At 67.3% G+C, this 17,194-nt stretch carries 12 protein-coding genes; 9 read left to right on the top strand and 3 right to left on the bottom strand.

Annotated features, from left to right (window positions below):
* Positions 1 to 33 precede the first annotated feature (33 nt).
* Positions 34 to 495 (bottom strand): DUF4304 domain-containing protein, encoded by a 462-nt coding sequence (locus PEM_RS07475; protein ID WP_072168998.1) that lies wholly within the window; start codon positions 493 to 495, stop codon positions 34 to 36.
* A 192-nt stretch (positions 496 to 687) separates the two neighbouring features.
* On the opposite strand from PEM_RS07475, the gene PEM_RS07480 reads away from it, so the two are divergent.
* The 5 genes from PEM_RS07480 to PEM_RS07500 all read left to right on the top strand — a co-directional run bounded on the left by PEM_RS07480 (position 688) and on the right by PEM_RS07500 (position 7,608).
* Positions 688 to 1,359, top strand: coding sequence for a dihydrodipicolinate reductase C-terminal domain-containing protein (locus tag PEM_RS07480; protein WP_053501072.1), 672 nt, complete (start codon positions 688 to 690; stop codon positions 1,357 to 1,359).
* A 335-nt stretch (positions 1,360 to 1,694) separates the two neighbouring features.
* Positions 1,695 to 2,822, top strand: coding sequence for a glutamine-hydrolyzing carbamoyl-phosphate synthase small subunit (gene carA / locus PEM_RS07485; protein ID WP_005416375.1), 1,128 nt, complete (start codon positions 1,695 to 1,697; stop codon positions 2,820 to 2,822).
* A gap of 148 nt (positions 2,823 to 2,970) precedes the next feature.
* Complete coding sequence (carB, locus tag PEM_RS07490) at positions 2,971 to 6,213, top strand: carbamoyl-phosphate synthase large subunit (protein WP_111129386.1); 3,243 nt, start codon at positions 2,971 to 2,973, stop codon at positions 6,211 to 6,213.
* An 8-nt stretch (positions 6,214 to 6,221) separates the two neighbouring features.
* Positions 6,222 to 6,686 (top strand): transcription elongation factor GreA, encoded by a 465-nt coding sequence (gene greA, locus PEM_RS07495; RefSeq protein WP_026347191.1) that lies wholly within the window; start codon positions 6,222 to 6,224, stop codon positions 6,684 to 6,686.
* 4 nt (positions 6,687 to 6,690) lie between these two features.
* Positions 6,691 to 7,608, top strand: coding sequence for a phosphoglycerate mutase (locus PEM_RS07500; protein WP_065184938.1), 918 nt, complete (start codon positions 6,691 to 6,693; stop codon positions 7,606 to 7,608).
* 98 nt (positions 7,609 to 7,706) lie between these two features.
* Here PEM_RS07500 and PEM_RS07505 read toward each other — a convergent pair whose 3' ends face one another.
* On the bottom strand, positions 7,707 to 8,747 hold the full coding sequence (locus PEM_RS07505; protein WP_111129385.1) for a DUF1176 domain-containing protein: 1,041 nt from the start codon (positions 8,745 to 8,747) through the stop codon (positions 7,707 to 7,709).
* Between the two features lie 158 nt (positions 8,748 to 8,905).
* Here PEM_RS07505 and recJ point away from each other — a divergent pair, with 158 nt between their 5' ends.
* Positions 8,906 to 10,663, top strand: a complete 1,758-nt coding sequence (gene recJ / locus PEM_RS07510; protein ID WP_111129406.1) for a single-stranded-DNA-specific exonuclease RecJ — start codon at positions 8,906 to 8,908, stop codon at positions 10,661 to 10,663.
* A gap of 65 nt (positions 10,664 to 10,728) precedes the next feature.
* On the opposite strand, the gene PEM_RS07515 is transcribed toward recJ, so the two are convergent.
* Positions 10,729 to 11,763, bottom strand: a complete 1,035-nt coding sequence (locus tag PEM_RS07515; RefSeq protein WP_069138635.1) for a DUF1176 domain-containing protein — start codon at positions 11,761 to 11,763, stop codon at positions 10,729 to 10,731.
* Positions 11,764 to 11,893: 130 nt separating this feature from the next.
* On the opposite strand from PEM_RS07515, the gene PEM_RS07520 reads away from it, so the two are divergent.
* The 3 genes from PEM_RS07520 (at position 11,894) to PEM_RS07530 (ending at position 17,010) form a co-directional block, all read left to right on the top strand.
* On the top strand, positions 11,894 to 14,803 hold the full coding sequence (locus PEM_RS07520) for a VIT domain-containing protein (RefSeq protein ID WP_111129383.1): 2,910 nt from the start codon (positions 11,894 to 11,896) through the stop codon (positions 14,801 to 14,803).
* 253 nt (positions 14,804 to 15,056) lie between these two features.
* A protein-coding gene (prfB, locus tag PEM_RS07525; RefSeq protein WP_111008336.1) for a peptide chain release factor 2 occupies positions 15,057 to 16,182 on the top strand; the annotation gives its coding sequence in 2 pieces (ribosomal slippage) (positions 15,057 to 15,131 and positions 15,133 to 16,182; 1,125 coding nt in all).
* 45 nt (positions 16,183 to 16,227) lie between these two features.
* Positions 16,228 to 17,010: a helix-turn-helix transcriptional regulator gene (locus PEM_RS07530; protein ID WP_065177619.1), complete on the top strand. Its 783-nt coding sequence runs from the start codon at positions 16,228 to 16,230 to the stop codon at positions 17,008 to 17,010.
* Positions 17,011 to 17,194: the final 184 nt, after the last annotated feature.

Consider the following 17,194-nt stretch of genomic DNA (forward strand, 5'->3'; position numbering starts at 1 on the left):
GTGCGAACTTTCGACCCGCACGCTTTCCAGGGTTCAGACCTCTCTGCGGATGATCGCGCGGAAGTTCCCGTCCTGATTCAATCGCCGCACCGATTCGCGGTTTCCATGGGCTGCTGCGAAACCCGCCACGTCGGCCAGGGCATCGAGCAGCAGGGCCTTCAACGCGTCGCGGTTGCCGGCCTCCAGCAGATCTTCAAGGTCCTGCTGGATGAAGGTCCGGCGCAGGCCTGGCGTTTCTTCGATCCGCCAGTCGACATGGGGCGTGGGAATGCTGGAGCGGTACCGGAAAGCCGTTTCAAGATCGTCAGGCGCGAGGGGATACGCGAGCAGCTCTGGAAAGTAGAGTCCAGCATTCACATAGAAGCCCCGGCTTTCGCTGGCGCGCTGGTGATTAACGACAAGCAGGGCGGCATCCAGCAAGCGGTAGCGCGTGGTCGACGTCCCGGCATAACCGGTCTTCCTGGCGCATTTGCTGAAGACGGTCGAGGATTTCATGGGGTTTTGCCCGGGCTGAGGGAAGGGCCACAGACTTGAAGGGGAGCGTTGCCGCGTCCAGTGGCAAACCCGTCACCGCAGAGGCATGCAGCATCGCAGCGATGGCGCTTGCCGGAGCGGGCGTGCTGCCGCTAGCCTGCAGGCATGAACCAGACTCCCCTGCGATTGCTCATTCACGGTGCCTCCGGGCGCATGGGCCAAGCCCTGCTGCGGCTGGCCGCCGAACATTCCGAAACCCTGCAGATCGTGGCCGCCGTGACCGGTCGCGCGCCGGCCCAGCGCGTAGTCGACGGTGTGCCGTTCTTCGCGGCCAGCGAACTGCCCGGTGCGCCGGTGTTCGACGTGGCCATTGACTTCAGCCTGCCGGAGGGCTTCGACCCGCTGCTGGCGCTGTGCGTGGATCGCGGGGCAGGGCTGGTGTCGGGTACCACCGGCATTTCCAGCACGCAGCGCCAGGCGTTGGATGCGGCAGCGGCGAAGATCCCGCTGGTATGGGCCTCGAACTTCAGCCTGGGCGTGGCGGTACTGGACGAACTGGTGGAGCGCGCGGCGCAGGCGCTGGCCGGCTGGGACTGCGACATCGTCGAATCGCACCACACCCAGAAGAAGGACGCGCCATCGGGCACTGCATTGACCCTGGGCGCGGCCGCGCAGCGGGGCGGGGCGGAGCCGCACTACGCCAGCCTGCGCGCCGGCGACATCGTAGGCGAGCATCTGGTGCAGTTCACCGGGCTGGGCGAGCGCATCGAGCTGGTACACCGGGCCACCAATCGCGACATCTTCGCCCGCGGCGCCCTGTTTGCCGCCCGCCAGCTGCAGGGCCGGGCCCCGGGCAGCTACCGGGTGCGGGACCTGCTGCAGTAAGGCGGGCTGATTCCTGGGGCTGGATCCCTTTCCAGCGGAGAGGGCTCTGACCCCATCCGAGGGCGCCTGGGGTCAGAGCCTTTCCCATTCGGGAATGGATCCGACCCCGCCTCCGGCCCGCATACGCCGCCGGATTGAAATGAATGCGCAATCGCCTGTTCACAATGCGCGATAACCGCTGGCGTGAGCGCCCCGGCAGCGCTACAATTCGCACTCGCCGAATCACGAAAGCCGGACCGGTCCCAGACCGTACGTCCGCGCTTTTTTGCAACCGGATTTCCGTGAAGCGCAGGCGTGACTTCGGCAGCCCCCTCGGTAGCCAAAGTGAGATTCCCGTGACCCAAGCCGCAATCCTCGTCCTCGAAGACGGCACCGTATTCGAGGGCGAATCCGTAGGCGCGCCCGGCCTGTCCGTCGGTGAAGTGGTGTTCAACACCGCCATGACCGGCTATCAGGAAGTGTTGACCGACCCGTCCTACGCCCGGCAGATGGTCACGCTGACCTATCCGCATATCGGCAACACCGGCATGACCGACCAGGACGACGAAGCGTCCAAGGTGTGGTCGGCCGGCCTGATCGTGCGCGACGTTCCGCGCCGCCCCAGCAACTGGCGCAGCCAGGTGTCGCTGCAGGACTGGCTGATCCAGCGTGGCGTGGTTGCCATCGCCGGCATCGACACCCGCAAGCTGACCCGCATTCTGCGCGAGAAGGGTGCGCAGAACGGTGCGCTGATGGCCGGCGACATCGACGTGGAAAAGGCACTGGAAGCCGCCCGCAAGTTCCCGGGGCTGAAGGGCATGGATCTGGCCAAGGTCGTCACTACCGAGAAGACCTACACCTGGACCGAGGGCCAGCTGGACCTGGATGCCAACGCCTTCGTCAGCGTGCCGGCCAAGTACAAGGTCGTGGCCTACGACTTCGGCGTGAAGACCAACATCCTGCGCATGCTGGCCGAGCGCGGCTGCGAAGTGACCGTGGTGCCGGCGCAGACCCCGGCCGCCGAGGTGCTGGCACTGAAGCCGGACGGCGTGTTCCTGTCCAACGGCCCGGGTGACCCGGAACCGTGCGACTACGCCATCGAAGCGATCAAGACCTTCATCGACGTGAAGATCCCGACCTTCGGCATCTGCCTGGGCCACCAGCTGCTGGGCCTGGCCTCGGGCGCGCAGACCATGAAGATGGGCCACGGCCACCACGGTGCCAACCACCCGGTGCAGGACCTGGACAGCGGGCGGGTGATGATCACCTCGCAGAACCACGGTTTCGCGATCGATGAAGCAACCCTGCCGCCGACCCTGCGCGTGACCCACCGTTCGCTGTTCGACGGCACCAACCAGGGCGTCGCCCGCACCGACGTGCCGGCGTTCTCGTTCCAGGGCCATCCGGAAGCGTCGCCGGGCCCGCACGACGTCGGCCCGCTGTTCGACCGCTTCGTGGTGCTGATGGAGCAGGCCAAGGCGTGATCAGTACGCCGCCGGCCTGCCGGTGGCGTCGCGATGGACCGTAAACCCCGCATCGCTGCTGCCCCCGGCGCGGCGCTGCGGATCAAGATTCCTGATCGACAGCGTGCGATCACCCCCCTTGTCACGCTGTACTGACTTAGAGAAGAAAATGCCCAAGCGCACTGACCTCAAGACCATCCTCATCATCGGTGCTGGCCCGATCGTCATCGGCCAGGCCTGCGAGTTCGACTACTCCGGCGCCCAGGCCTGCAAGGCCCTGCGTGACGAGGGTTACCGCGTGGTGCTGGTCAACAGCAACCCCGCCACGATCATGACCGACCCGGAGATGGCCGACGCCGTCTACATCGAGCCGATCAACTGGCAGACGGTCGAGAAGATCATCGCCAAGGAAAAGCCCGATGCGCTGCTGCCGACCATGGGTGGCCAGACCGCGCTGAACTGCGCGCTGGACCTGGCCGACAACGGCGTGCTGGAGAAGTACAACGTCGAACTGATCGGCGCCAAGCGCGAAGCGATCCGCATGGCCGAAGACCGCGAGCTGTTCCGCGTGGCCATGGGTGAGATCGGCCTGGAGTGCCCGACTGCCGCCGTCGCCCACACCCTGGACGAAGCGCTGGAAATCCAGACCCGCGTCGGCTATCCGACCATCATCCGCCCCAGCTTCACCCTGGGCGGCAGCGGTGGCGGCATCGCCTACAACCGCGAAGAGCTGGTCGAGATCGTCAGCCGCGGCCTGGAACTGTCGCCGACCACCGAAGTGCTGGTGGAAGAGTCGGTGCTGGGCTGGAAGGAATTCGAGATGGAAGTGGTCCGCGATACCGCGGACAACTGCATCATCGTCTGCTCGATCGAAAACCTGGACCCGATGGGCGTGCACACCGGTGACTCGATCACCGTGGCCCCGGCCCAGACCTTGACCGACAAGGAATACCAGCGCCTGCGCGATGCCTCCATCGCCGTGCTGCGCAAGATCGGCGTCGATACCGGTGGCTCGAACGTGCAGTTCGGCATCAACCCGAAGACCGGCCGCGTGGTCGTCATCGAGATGAACCCGCGCGTGTCGCGTTCCTCGGCGCTGGCTTCCAAGGCCACCGGCTTCCCGATCGCCAAGGTCGCCGCCAAGCTGGCCGTGGGCTACACCCTGGACGAACTGAAGAACGAAATCACCGGCGGCCTGACCCCGGCCTCGTTCGAGCCGTCCATCGACTACGTCGTCACCAAGATCCCGCGCTTCGCCTTCGAGAAGTTCCCGGCCGCCGATGCCCGCCTGACCACCCAGATGAAGTCGGTGGGCGAGGTGATGGCGATGGGCCGCACCTTCCAGGAGTCGGTGCAGAAGGCCCTGCGTGGCCTGGAAACCGGCAAGGTCGGCTTCGACCCGACCGGCCTGGACCTGGGCAACGAAGACGACCTGCAGACCCTGCGTCGCGAGCTGAAGGCGCCGGGCCCGGAGCGCCTGTTCTTCGTCGCCGATGCGTTCCGCGCCGGCATGAGCGTGGAAGAGATCTACGCACTGTCGTTCATCGATCACTGGTTCCTGGACCAGATCGAGGAAATCATCGCGGCCGAAGCCGAAGTCGCTGCCGGCGGCATCGATGCGCTGGATGCCGCACGCCTGCGCAAGCTGAAGCGCGCTGGCTTCTCCGACGCGCGCCTGGCGCAGCTGACCGGCACCAACGAAGCCGCCATCCGCGCGCTGCGTCGTGCGCACAAGGTGCGCCCGGTCTACAAGCGCGTGGACTCCTGTGCCGGTGAGTTCTCCACCGGTACCGCCTACCTGTACTCGACCTACGAGGACGAGTGCGAGGCTGCGCCGAGCAACCGCGATAAGATCATGATCCTGGGTGGTGGCCCGAACCGCATCGGCCAGGGCATCGAGTTCGACTATTGCTGCGTGCACGCGGCACTGGCGCTGCGCGAGGATGGCTATGAAACCATCATGGTCAACTGCAACCCGGAAACCGTGTCGACCGACTACGACACCTCCGACCGCCTGTACTTCGAGCCGCTGACCCTGGAAGACGTGCTGGAAATCGTCGAACTGGAACAGCCGAAGGGCGTGATCGTGCAGTACGGCGGCCAGACCCCGCTGAAGCTGGCGCGCGCGCTGGAAGCCAACGGCGTGCCGGTGATCGGCACCAGCCCGGACTCGATCGACCTGGCCGAAGACCGCGAGCGCTTCCAGCAGCTGGTGGACAAGCTGGGCCTGAAGCAGCCGCCGAACCGCATCGCCCGCAATGATCAGGAAGCCCTGCTGCTGGCCCGCGAGATCGGCTACCCGCTGGTGGTGCGCCCGAGCTACGTGCTGGGCGGCCGTGCCATGGAAATCGTCTACGGCGAAGCCGACCTGGCCCGTTACGTGCGCGACGCTGTGAAGGTGTCCAACGATTCGCCGGTGCTGCTGGACCGCTTCCTCGACAATGCTGTCGAGTGCGACGTCGACATCATCGCCGACAAGGATGGCAACGTCCTGATCGGTGGCGTGATGGAGCACATCGAAGAAGCTGGCGTGCACTCGGGCGATTCCTCGTGCTCGCTGCCGCCGTACTCGCTGTCGGCTGAAACCCAGGCCGAACTGCGCCGCCAGGTGGTGGAGCTGGCCAAGGCCCTGAACGTGGTCGGCCTGATGAACACCCAGTTCGCGATCCAGACCAGCGACGAGGGTGCCGACACCATCTACCTGCTGGAAGTGAACCCGCGTGCCTCGCGCACCGTGCCGTTCGTGTCCAAGGCCACCGGCATGGCGCTGGCGAAGATCGCCGCCCGTTGCATGGCTGGCAAGAGCCTGGCCGAGCAGGGCGCGACCAAGGAAATCGTGCCGGACTACTACTCGGTGAAGGAAGCGATCTTCCCGTTCGCCAAGTTCCAGGGCGTCGATCCGATCCTCGGGCCGGAGATGCGCTCCACCGGCGAGGTGATGGGCGTCGGCCGCACCTTCAACGCCGCCTTTGCGCGTGCGCAGGAAGCCGGTGGCATCAAGGCACCGCCGGTCGGCAAGGCCTTCGTCTCGGTCCGCGACCCGGACAAGAAGCGCGTGCTGCCGGTGGCCAAGGCGCTGCTGGCGCGTGGCTACAGCCTGGTCGCCACCCGTGGCACCGCCGCGTGGCTGCAGCAGCACGGCATGGACTGCGAGATCATCAACAAGGTGGTCGAAGGCCGTCCGCACATCGTCGACTCGATCAAGAACGGCGAGATCGTCTACATCGTCAATACGACCGAAGGTCGTTCGGCGATCAACGACTCGTTCTCGATCCGCCGCGAGGCGCTGCAGCATCGCGTCACCTACTCGACCACCATTGCCGGCGCCAAGGCGCTGGTGGATTCACTGGAATTCCGCGGCACCGGCCCCGTCTGGTCGCTGCAGGAGCTGCACAAGGAGTTGAATGCATGAGAGCCCCCATCACCATGAAGGGCGCGCAGAAGCTGCGCGACGAACTGGATCACCTGAAGTCGGTCAAGCGCCCGAAGGTCATCGCCGCCATCGCCGAAGCGCGTGAGCACGGTGACCTGAAGGAGAATGCCGAGTACCACGCCGCGCGCGAGGAACAGGGCTTCATCGAAGGCCGCATCAAGCAGCTGGAGGGCGAGCTGTCGCACGCCGAGATCATCGACGTGAGCAAGCTCAATGCCGGCTCCAAGGTGGTGTTCGGCGCCAGCGTGACGCTGGCCGACGTGGAAACCGACGAAGAGAAGAAGTACCAGATCGTCGGTGACCTGGAAGCGGACATCAAGCTGGGCCTGATCGCGATTTCCTCGCCGGTGGCGCGGGCGATGATCGGCAAGCTGGAAGGCGATTCGATCGTGATCGACGCCCCGGCCGGCCAGCGCGAGTACGAGATCGTCAGCGTCAGCTACGTGGACTGACCGCGTGGCGACGGCGACCCTGCTGTTGCCTGCACGCAGCCGCTTTGCCGCGGCTGCGCTGCCGGACGATGTGGCACGCGCGCTCGGCCGTGCCACGACGGTGCAGGTCGTGCCGGGCGAGCGCGCGCAGCTGACACGCCATTTCTCGGTTGCCGCGCCGCACTGGCCGGTGGCCGCGTTGACCCGCCAGCGCGACGTCGGCGATGCCGCCGGCGCCAGCTGGCTGCGTGCCGATCCGGCCTGCATGGTGCCGGACATGCACGGCGCGCGGATGATGGCCTACGGCGAAACACTGCGGCCGACGCTGGCCGACAGCCTCGCGTTGCTGCCGGTGCTGCAGCCATTGTTCGCCGATGCCGGCTTCGTGCTCGACGCACCCGATCCCTCGCGCTGGTACCTGCGGCTGCCGATCGACAGCGAGCTGCCGGACTTCGACAGCCCCGACGAGGTCCTCGGCGATGACCTGTTCTCGCATCTGCCCGAAGGCGAGGGCGGTCGTCGCTGGCGGGCGCTGATGACCGAGGCGCAGGTGCTGCTGCACAACCATTCCTGGAACCAGCAGCGTGCCGCACAGGGACAACAGCCGATCAATTCGCTGTGGTTCTGGGGCGGTGGCGTGATGCCGGTGTCGGTCAGCACGCCGCACGCGCAGGTGCGCAGCCGGGACGCGCTGCTGCAGGGCCTGGCCCTGGCGGCTGGTGTGGCCGTGGATGGCGAGCAGGCGGTGGATGCGCTGGTCGACCTGCGCCAGCTGCGCTCTTTGCAGCAGCTCGGCAATGATGCGATCCGGCCGCTGCTGGCCGCGCTCAAGCGTGGCGAACTGCAGCGGCTGGTACTGGACTTCGAGGACGGCCTGCAGTTCCAGCTGGACCGTGGCCAGCGCTGGCAGTTCTGGAAGAAGCCGCGCCAGCTGCACGACTGACCGGGGTCGGATCCGTTTTCCATCGGAAAACGGCTCTGACCCCCAGGGTTTGTCGGGGTTGCCGGCCAGCGGTCGGCACTACCGCAGGTAGCGGCGCCTCAACGGACCTCGCTGACCACCGTCGGCAGCGTCCAGTGCCCACCCGCAACGCCCCGGCACTGCCCGGTGGTGAACTCGCTGCTCTTCACGAATCGCGCGCCATCCCAAGCCCAGTCGTGGCCGGAGAAGCAGTCACCGACGCCGCGCCCACGGAAGCGACCTCTCAACGTAGCGTCGTCGCGATCGAAGTCTTCTGCATCGGAGGTGACGAAGCGTGCTTCGTACGGCGGCTTGTCCTGCACTACCCAGTAGCCGCTGCTGAAGTTGTAGGCACCCACGAAGCAGCCGGTGCTTGCCAGCACATGTTGGGCGTCCAGTCGCTGGATCTCGATCTCATCCGTCCCGCCCTCGCTCAGGCGGCCGCACTCATCCGGCTTGGGCAGGCTGGCGATCAGTGCCTTGCGCAGGCCCGGTGCTTTCGCCAGTGCCGCGTCCGAGGCGCGCGGTGCCACCAGCGTGCCGCGCACGATCACTGGCACCGGCAACGCCGCAGGCACGCCTGCTTCGGGCTTGTCGCCACGCCGCACCAGCGCACCGGGGGTGCCCAGCCGGCCCTGTGCCTCGTCCATCTTCAGCAGTACGGCCGCTGCACCGCGGTCGGAGATCGGCCAGGCCTTGCCCTTGCCGTCGATGATCTCGATGCGTGCCTGGCGCGGCAGTGCGGCGACCAGTGCATCGGTCTGTGCCTGCTGCAACAACACTTTGTCCCCGTCGCCGGTGTCGCGCACCGGGCCCAGGTCCTTGCCGTTCAGGCGCAGGCGCAGTGCCCCGGTCGGCGTCGGGCTTTCGCCATCCTCGCCATTGCGCAGCCGCGCGATCACCTTCGCACCCGGGCCGCCGGCGCGCTCAAGCATCAGGCTGAGCAGGTTGCCGGGTTCTTCCGGACTGTAGCCGGCGGCGCGGCAGGTGCGGGTGTTGTCACAGGCCAGCGACCAGTCGTTGTGTTCGAATTCGACCCCGGGCCTGGGCTCAGGCGTCGCGGAGTGGGCGGCCGGGGCCACGGTGAGTGCCATCAGCGCGGTCAGCAGGGTGCGGGTCATGGATGGAAGTCCGTTCCAGGGCAGGCAAGCATGGAAGATGCGGTCGTGAAATCCAAATGCTGCTGGCCGAAGAGCCAAGTTGCCTCGTCAGCAGCGGCAGCCGACCGGGGGAGCGGTGCACGTTATGATGTGCGGGTCTTTCGCAACCGGCGATGCCGATGTCCCTTGCCGCCGATGGTGCGCAGCCGCCCTCTGATACACCGCTGATCCGCCGCCGCGACGCGGTCGTGCCCGGCAGCTGGCCAGAGGGCACGCTGCCATTGCTGGCCCGACTCTATGCCAGCCGTGGTGCGGGAACGCCAGAGCTGGCGCTGCCGAAACTGGGCAGCCTACACGCGCCCGAGCTGCTGACCGGTATCGATGATGCAGTGGGCCTGCTGATCGAAGCCATCGCCAACGACAAGCGCATCCTGGTGGTCGGCGATTTCGATTGCGATGGCGCCACCGCCTGTGCGGTCGGCGTGCGTGGCCTGCGCATGCTCGGCGCGCAACACGTCTTCCACGCGGTGCCGAACCGCATGGTGCATGGCTACGGCCTGTCGCCGTCGCTGGTGGAAGAGTTGGCCGCGCTGCAGCCGGACCTGCTGGTCACGGTCGACCACGGTATTGCCTGCCATGCCGGTGTCACCGCGGCCAAGGCGCGCGGCTGGCAGGTGCTGGTCACCGACCACCATCTGCCGGGGCCGCAGCTGCCGCCGGCCGACGTGATCGTCGATCCCAACCTGGATGGCGATGCCTTCCCCAGCAAATCGCTGGCCGGTGTTGGTGTGATCTTCTATGTGCTGATGGCGCTGCGCCGGCATATGCGCGAGGCCGGCGTCTTCGCAGATGGCAAGGGGCCGGACCTGACCACGCTGCTGGATCTGGTGGCGGTGGGCACCGTTGCGGACCTGGTAGCGCTGGACCCGAACAACCGTGCGCTGGTCAGCGCAGGCCTGCGCCGTCTGCGCGCAGGGCGGGGCTGTGTGGGCCTGCGTGCACTGATCGAAGCCAGTGGCCGGGATGCCGCGCGACTGACCGCCACCGACATCGGCTTCGCACTCGGCCCACGCCTGAACGCGGCGGGCCGGCTGGAAGACATGGCGCTGGGCATCGCGCTGCTGCTCACCGAAGATCCGCGCCAGGCGCGCGAGATCGCGCAGACGCTGGAGCAGATCAACGCAGAACGCCGCGCCGTGCAGCAGTCGATGACCGACGATGCCGAGCAGGCCCTGACCCGCGTGGTGCTGGACATGGCCGGGCAACGGCCGGTGGCCGCCTGCCTGTTTGATGCCGACTGGCATCCCGGTGTGGTCGGCCTGGTCGCTTCGAAGATGAAGGATCGCCTGCATCGTCCGGTGATCGCCTTCGCTCCGGCCGAACCGGGCGCCGACACGCTGCGTGGCTCTGCGCGCTCGATTCCCGGGCTGCACATCCGTGACGCGCTGGCGCTGGTCGATGCGCGCCATCCGGGCCTGATCGACCGCTTCGGCGGTCACGCCATGGCGGCCGGCCTCAGCCTGCGGCTTGACCACGTTGATGACTTCAAGGCCGCCTTCGTCGCCGTGGTGCTGGAAATGCTCGACCCGGCGGCACTGCAGCAGCAGGTGCTCAGCGACGGCGAACTGGCCGCGGACGAGCTTGATCATCGCCACGCCGATGCGCTGCGGTTGGCCGGCCCATGGGGCCAGGGCTTCCCCGAACCCCTGTTCGACGGCCACTTCGAAGTGGCCAACTGGCGCGTGCTGAAGGAGCGCCACCTGAAGCTGGAACTGCGCCTGCCGGGCGTGCCTGGCACGATCAACGCGATCCACTTCGGCGGCTGGCACGGCAATGCGCCCGGCCGACACGTGCACCTCGCCTACCGGCTGGCCTGCGACGACTATCGCGGCGGCAGCGCCATCCAGCTGATCGTGGAGCACTGCCTGCCGGTTTGAGCGCCGTTTCGCGAGCGGGGGTCGTGGGCGGCGCGCTATGCGTGGATCCAATCAACTGGCCAAGCTCAGGGCGTCACCTCGGTCACCAGCGTCGGCATGTGCCATGCACCCCCAGCCGCGACCAGCCGGCACAGGCCGGAGGTGGATTCATCGGTCTGCACAAAGCGGCGCCCGTCCCAGCCCCAACTCGCGGTGGACCAGCAATCGCCTAAGCCGCGGCCTTTGTGCGCCGAACTGATTACCCGACCATCGTCATCGCCGCCCGATGCGGTCACCAGCGTGGCCTTGAAGGGCGGTGCATCGTTCACCACCCAGTAGCCGATGCCTTCGTTGTAGGCGCCACGCCAGCAGAGCGTAGACACCAGTAGGGAAGTCCTCCCCAGCCGGGACACGCGCAGCTCCTGCGGGCCGTCCACCATCGGCAGGCCTTCGGGTGTCAGTGCGACGCAGTCGCCGCCCGGGTTGGCCGCGGCCAGCGCCGCGCGCAGTGCGGGTGAGTGTTCCAGTGGGGCATCGGTGGCTCGTGCCGCCACCAATGGCGCCAGAACCAGCGTAGGCACCGGAAGTGCGGGAGGAACTGAGGCTTCGGCGCGCGACCCCTTGCGCATCAGCGCGCCGGGAGTCTCCAGCCGGCCCTGAAATTCGTCCATCTTCAGAAGCACCGCCGAGGCGCCACGATCGGACAGCGTCCAGCGCTGGCCATCGTTGCCGACCGCCACGATGCGGCTGCTGCGCACCAGCGAGGCCAGGAGTGCCTTGGTCTGCGCTGTAGACAGTGTCGCCGTGTCTGCGGTCAACGACAGCGCGCCCAGATCCTTGCCGTTGATCTGCAGCGACAGCTGTGTCGGCAGCTTGACCTCGTTGTACTGGCCCAGCATCAGTTCGGCGCTGACCGGCTGGCCGGGTCCGCCCTTGCGAGTCAGCAGCACCGACACCGGCAAGTTGCCGCCGACATCGTCCTGGTAGCCGGCGGCGCGGCAGGTACGGGTGTTGTCGCAGGCCAGCATCCAGTCGTAGTGGGCGAAGCGCACCCCTTTCACGCTGCCAGCGGCGGCGGCGCCGGCCAGGACCAGCAGGATCAAGGCAATCAACGGGCGCATGGTGCATCCCTGTGTGGCGAGGACTTCCATGGTGCTGGTTGGAGGGGCGTGTGTCGATGCGAGCACAGGCGCCAACCCCATTACGGTTGCTGGTGCGTTCAAAGGTCCACGATCCCACTGGAGTCCGGTCATGGTCTTCGCCCGTTGCTGCACTGTGTTGTTGTTGGCCCTTGCGGCCTGGCCCGCTGGCGCGCAGTCGCCGCCGATCTCCCGGCCGCAGGCCGCCACGCCGCTGCTGATCGCACCGGCGGCTGAGCAGGCGGTCCAACTGCGACACGCCCGCATCGAGGGCGGGGTCCAGGCGGGCATCGCCCAGACCCGGATCATCCTGGAGTTCCACAACCCGAACCGGCGCGTGCTGGAGGGTGAGCTGCAGTTCCCCTTGGCCGATGGCCAGCAGATCAGCGGCTTCGCGCTGGATATCAACGGCGAGATGCGTGACGCGGTGCCGGTGCCGAAGGACCGCGGCCGCCAGGTGTTCGAGGAGATTGCCCGCCGCGGCGTTGACCCGGGCCTGCTGGAACAGACCGCCGGCAACCAGTTCCGCCTGCGCATCTATCCGCTGCCGGCCGGCGGCAGCCGGCGCGTGCAGCTGGTGATTCGCGAGCCGTTGGCCTTCGCCGGCCAAGGCTGGCAGTGGACGCTGCCGCTGCAGTTTGCCGCCGGTGCAGCCTCGGTTGAACTGAAACTGCAGGCACCTGGCACGACCACCGCAGGTACGGCGCCATTCCGCATCAGCGCGGGCCAGCTGCAGTGGCAGGGCAAGGGGGCGCAGCTGCCGAAGCAGCTGCAGTGGGATCTGCCGGCGACCCGCCAGGCACAGGTGCAGGTGGCGCCCTGGCAGGATGGCCACTATGTGCTGGCGCAGCTGCCGGTGGCGGCCAGCAGCACGCCGCGCAAACTGCCGAGCGAAATCGGCCTGCTGTGGGATGGCTCCGGTTCGGCGGGCCAGCGCGATCACACACGTGAGTTCGCCCTGCTGGATCGCTATTTCGCTGCGCTGCGCGACGGCACCGTGGCCTTGACCGTGCTGCGCGATCGCGCCGAGCCGGTGCGTCGCTTCCGCATCCGCGCCGGCAACTGGAGTGAACTGCGCGCAGCCCTGCAGGCCGTGCGCCCGGACGGTGCCAGCGCGCTGGCACAGTGGCAGCCGCAGCCGGGCGTGAAGGAATACCTGCTGGTCAGCGATGGCCTGCTGACCTATGGCCCGGAACAGCTACCGGCGATGGCACCCGATCAGCGCCTGTTTGCGGTCAGCAGTGCCGGTGCGCGCACCGATGCCGTGCGACTGCGTGGTTGGAGTGAGGCGCATGGCGGTCGCTTCATCGCGCTGGGCAAGGATGTCGATGCGGCGGCGCACGCGTTGCTGGCGTCGCCGATGGATGTGCAGGTCGATGCGGGACGCGGCGTGCAGGATGTAGTGATCGATCGCCGCAGTGAAGCCCACGGCTGGCTGTGGCTGCACGCACGACTGGCAGCCGACGGTGTGCCGATGCGGGTGCGCGTGGGCGACGGCGAGTGGGAAGCGCTGCCAGCGACGCAGAAGAGCAAGGACGGTGAACTGCTGGCCGGTTTGTGGGCGCAGGCGCGCCTGCAGCAGCTGGCCGCCGACCGTCGTGGCAACCGCGAGGCGATGCAGCGCCTGTCACAACGGTTTGGCCTGGTGGGGCCGGATACCTCGCTGATCGTGCTGGAGACGTTGGAGGACTACCTGCGCTATGCGATCCGTCCTTCGGGCACGCTGCGCGCGGAGTACGACGCCAGGTTTGCAGTGCAGGTCAGGGATCGCGCCGCTGGGGATCGCCAGCGCCTGGATGAAGTGGCCGCCCGCTGGAAGGAGCGCCAGCAGTGGTGGAACCGTAGCTGGCCGAAGGGAATGCCGCCGCAGCCGAAGGGCGGGGCACTGGAAGTCGCCTCCGCGGACTACGCGATGGAATCGGCGCCGGTGGCGATGCTCGCCGCGCCGGCCCCTGCGGCACCGCCCGCCCCGGCCCCGATGGCCGCCGCCGAGCAGCGCATGGAAGCCAGCAGCGCGCGTGCACGTCGCTCGGCGCCTGCATCGAACAAGGCCCTGGATTCAATCACGGTCACGGGTGGCCGTGTCGCTGCGCCCGCTGCCGCCAACGAGGGCGAGCTCGGCATCCAGCTGGCGGCCTGGCAGCCAGACTCGGCCATCGCCCGGCGCCTGCGCCAGGGCCCGCCGTCGCAACTGTATGACCGCTACCTGGCCGAGCGCGATGCCCACGCCGACAGCAGCGCCTTCTTCCTTGATGTGGCCGACCTGCTGCTGGCGCAGGGTCAGCGCGACCTGGCGCTGCGTGTGTTGTCGAACCTGGCCGAGATGGACCTGGACAATCGCCACCTGCTGCGCGTGCTCGGCTATCGGCTGATGCAGGCCGATGCCCCCGCGCTGGCGGTGCCGGTGTTCGAGCAGGTGCTGGCGATGGGCCAGGAAGAACCGCAGAGCTTCCGCGACCTGGGCCTGGCGCTGGCAGCGGCCGGCAAGCCACAGCAGGCACTGGCGCCGCTGTACCAGGTGGTGGTGCGGCCGTGGGACAGCCGCTTCGATGGCATCGCCCTGATCGCGCTGGATGAGCTGACCAACCTGGTGGCCGGCAGCACGCCCCGGCTGGATACCACCGGCATCGACCCGCGCCTGTTGCAGGCGATGCCGCTGGACCTGCGCGTGGTGCTGTCGTGGGACGCCGACAACAGCGACATGGACCTGTGGGTAACCGACCCGAACGGCGAGCGCGCCTACTACGGCAACCGGCTGACCTACCAGGGCGGGCAGATGTCGCAGGACTTCACCGGCGGCTATGGCCCCGAACAGTTCTCGCTGCGCAACGCCAAGCCGGGCAAGTACAAGGTGGAGGCGAACTACTTTGGCAGCCGCCAGCAACTGGTCACCGGCGCGACGACACTGATGCTGCGTCTGACCACTCATTGGGGCACGGCCAAGCAGAAGGATCAGATGGTGACGATGCGACTGAAGGACCGTGCCGAGACCGTGCTGGTGGGCGAGTTCGAGGTTAAATAGTCAACTGCCCCAAATGGCCGTCCGAGGGTGGGCCAAGGAAGACCCTCGTCGACGCCGCTCTGGGGCAAGGAGGCCCTGTGTGGGGTCGGCTGCAGCCTGGCTGGCTCCCCGCGCCAAGGCGGGTACCGCCTGCCTGAATGCAGCGCCGACACATCACGCTCGAGCCTCCCCGGCGCAGGCCCAGGCCCTCATTCCGGGCACCCACGGCCTGCGGTATCATTACCGGTCATCTTTTGAATGCATAACCGCCGACATGATCGAACTGAATCCTGTCCGCCAGCGCATCACCGATCTGACCGATCGCGTGCTGTCGCTTCGGGGGTATCTTTGACTACGACGCCAAGAAAGAGCGTCTTGAAGAAGTAACGCGGGAGCTGGAAAGCCCCGACGTCTGGAACAACGCCGAGTACGCCCAGAACCTGGGCCGCGAGCGTTCCAGCCTGGAAAAGACCGTGGGCGGGATCGCCTCGGTGCTCGATGGCCTGAACGACGCCACTGAACTGCTGGAGCTGGCCGAGTCCGAGCAGGACGAGGAGACCGCACTGGCGGTGGTCGCCGACCTCGACAAGCACCAGGCGCACGTGGAGAAGCTGGAGTTCCAGCGCATGTTCTCCGGCGAAATGGACAATGCGGCGGCGTTCGTCGACATCCAGGCCGGTGCCGGTGGTACCGAAGCCCAGGACTGGGCCGAGATCCTGCTGCGCATGTACCTGCGCTGGTGCGAATCGCGCGGCTGGAAGACCGAGCTGATGGAAGTCTCCGGTGGCGACGTCGCCGGCATCAAGTCGGCCACGCTGCGCGTGGAAGGCGACTATGCCTATGGCTGGCTGAAGACCGAGACCGGCGTGCACCGCCTGGTGCGCAAGTCGCCGTTCGACTCGGACAACCGCCGCCACACCAGCTTCACCTCGGTGTTCGTGTCGCCGGAAATCGATGACAACATCGACATCACCATCAACCCGGCCGACCTGCGTACCGACGTGTACCGCTCGTCCGGTGCCGGTGGCCAGCACGTGAACAAGACCGAGTCGGCGGTGCGTATCACCCACATCCCGACCAACATCGTTGTGGCGTGCCAGACCGGCCGCAGCCAGCACCAGAACCGCGACAACGCGATGAAGATGCTGGCCGCCAAGCTGTATGAACTGGAGATCCAGAAGCGCAACGCCGAGAAGGACGCGGTGGAAGCCACCAAGTCCGACATCGGCTGGGGCAGCCAGATCCGCAACTACGTGCTGGACCAGAGCCGTATCAAGGACCTGCGTACCGGCATCGAGCGTTCGGATACGCAGAAGGTGCTGGACGGCGACCTGGACGAGTTCGTCGAGGCCAGCCTGAAGGCCGGTTTGGCCGTGGGCTCCAAGCGCGCCGATGCCTGATCGACGCGCCTGCGCGGATATCATCGCCTTCCGCAACGGAGGGCGATGATGCGCAGCGAAAGTGAACGCAAGGAACTCGGTAGCTTCCTGAAGGCCTGCCGCGCCCGTGTCGACCCCGCCACGCTCGGCCTTCCGGCCGGGCGGCGGCGCACCCCGGGCCTGAAGCGCGAGGAAGTGGCGCTGGCCATCGGGGTCAGTGTCAGCTGGTACACCTGGATCGAGCAGGGCCGCGAAGTGCGTGCCTCGCCCGAAGTGCTCGAGCGCCTGGCCAAGGTGCTGCGCATGAGCGACGACGAACGCGCCTATGCATTCGCGCTGTCCGGCTATGGCGTACCGCTGGAATCGCCGGACGAGAGCGTGACCGACGGCCTGCGCCAGCTGGTCGAAGCGATGCAGCCGATCCCGGCCTATGTGCGCAACACCCGGTTCGATATCCTGGCCTGGAACCCGGCCATCGCCGATCTGTTCGTGGACTACAGCCAGCTGGCGCCGCATGAGCGCAACACGCTGCGGCTGATGTTCCTGTACCCGCCGTACCGCACGCTGATCCTCAACTGGGAAGAAATGACCCGCGGCCTGCTGGCCGGCTTCCGCGCGGCGATGGCACAGGCGCCGGACAAGGCGCCGTTCCTGGCGCTGGTGGAGGACATCGCCGCGCACAGCGAGGCGTTCCGACGGTGGTGGCCGGAGCACGACGTGCGGCGGTTCGATGAAGGTGCGAAGAAGCTCAACCATCCCACGCGGGGATTGCTGGACCTGCAGTACGTGGCGCTGGTGCCGGAGAGCCGGCACGACCTTTCCCTGGTGACTTACCTGCCGCGGAAGTAGGGGGTGTTCGGCAGGGCTTGCAGCCCTGCACCCGCAGAGGCCGAGCAACAGCAACAGCAACAGCGGGCATTCCGTTGGATGGCGGGGCGGTGTGGGTTGGCAGGACACGCCGTAAACCCGTCCATGGGGGCTCGATGGCGCCATCCATGGCGCCAACGGTCCTGCCAACCCACACCGCCCCACC

Source organism: Stenotrophomonas sp. Pemsol (assembly GCF_003586545.1).
In the GTDB taxonomy this organism is placed as follows: domain Bacteria; phylum Pseudomonadota; class Gammaproteobacteria; order Xanthomonadales; family Xanthomonadaceae; genus Stenotrophomonas; species Stenotrophomonas sepilia.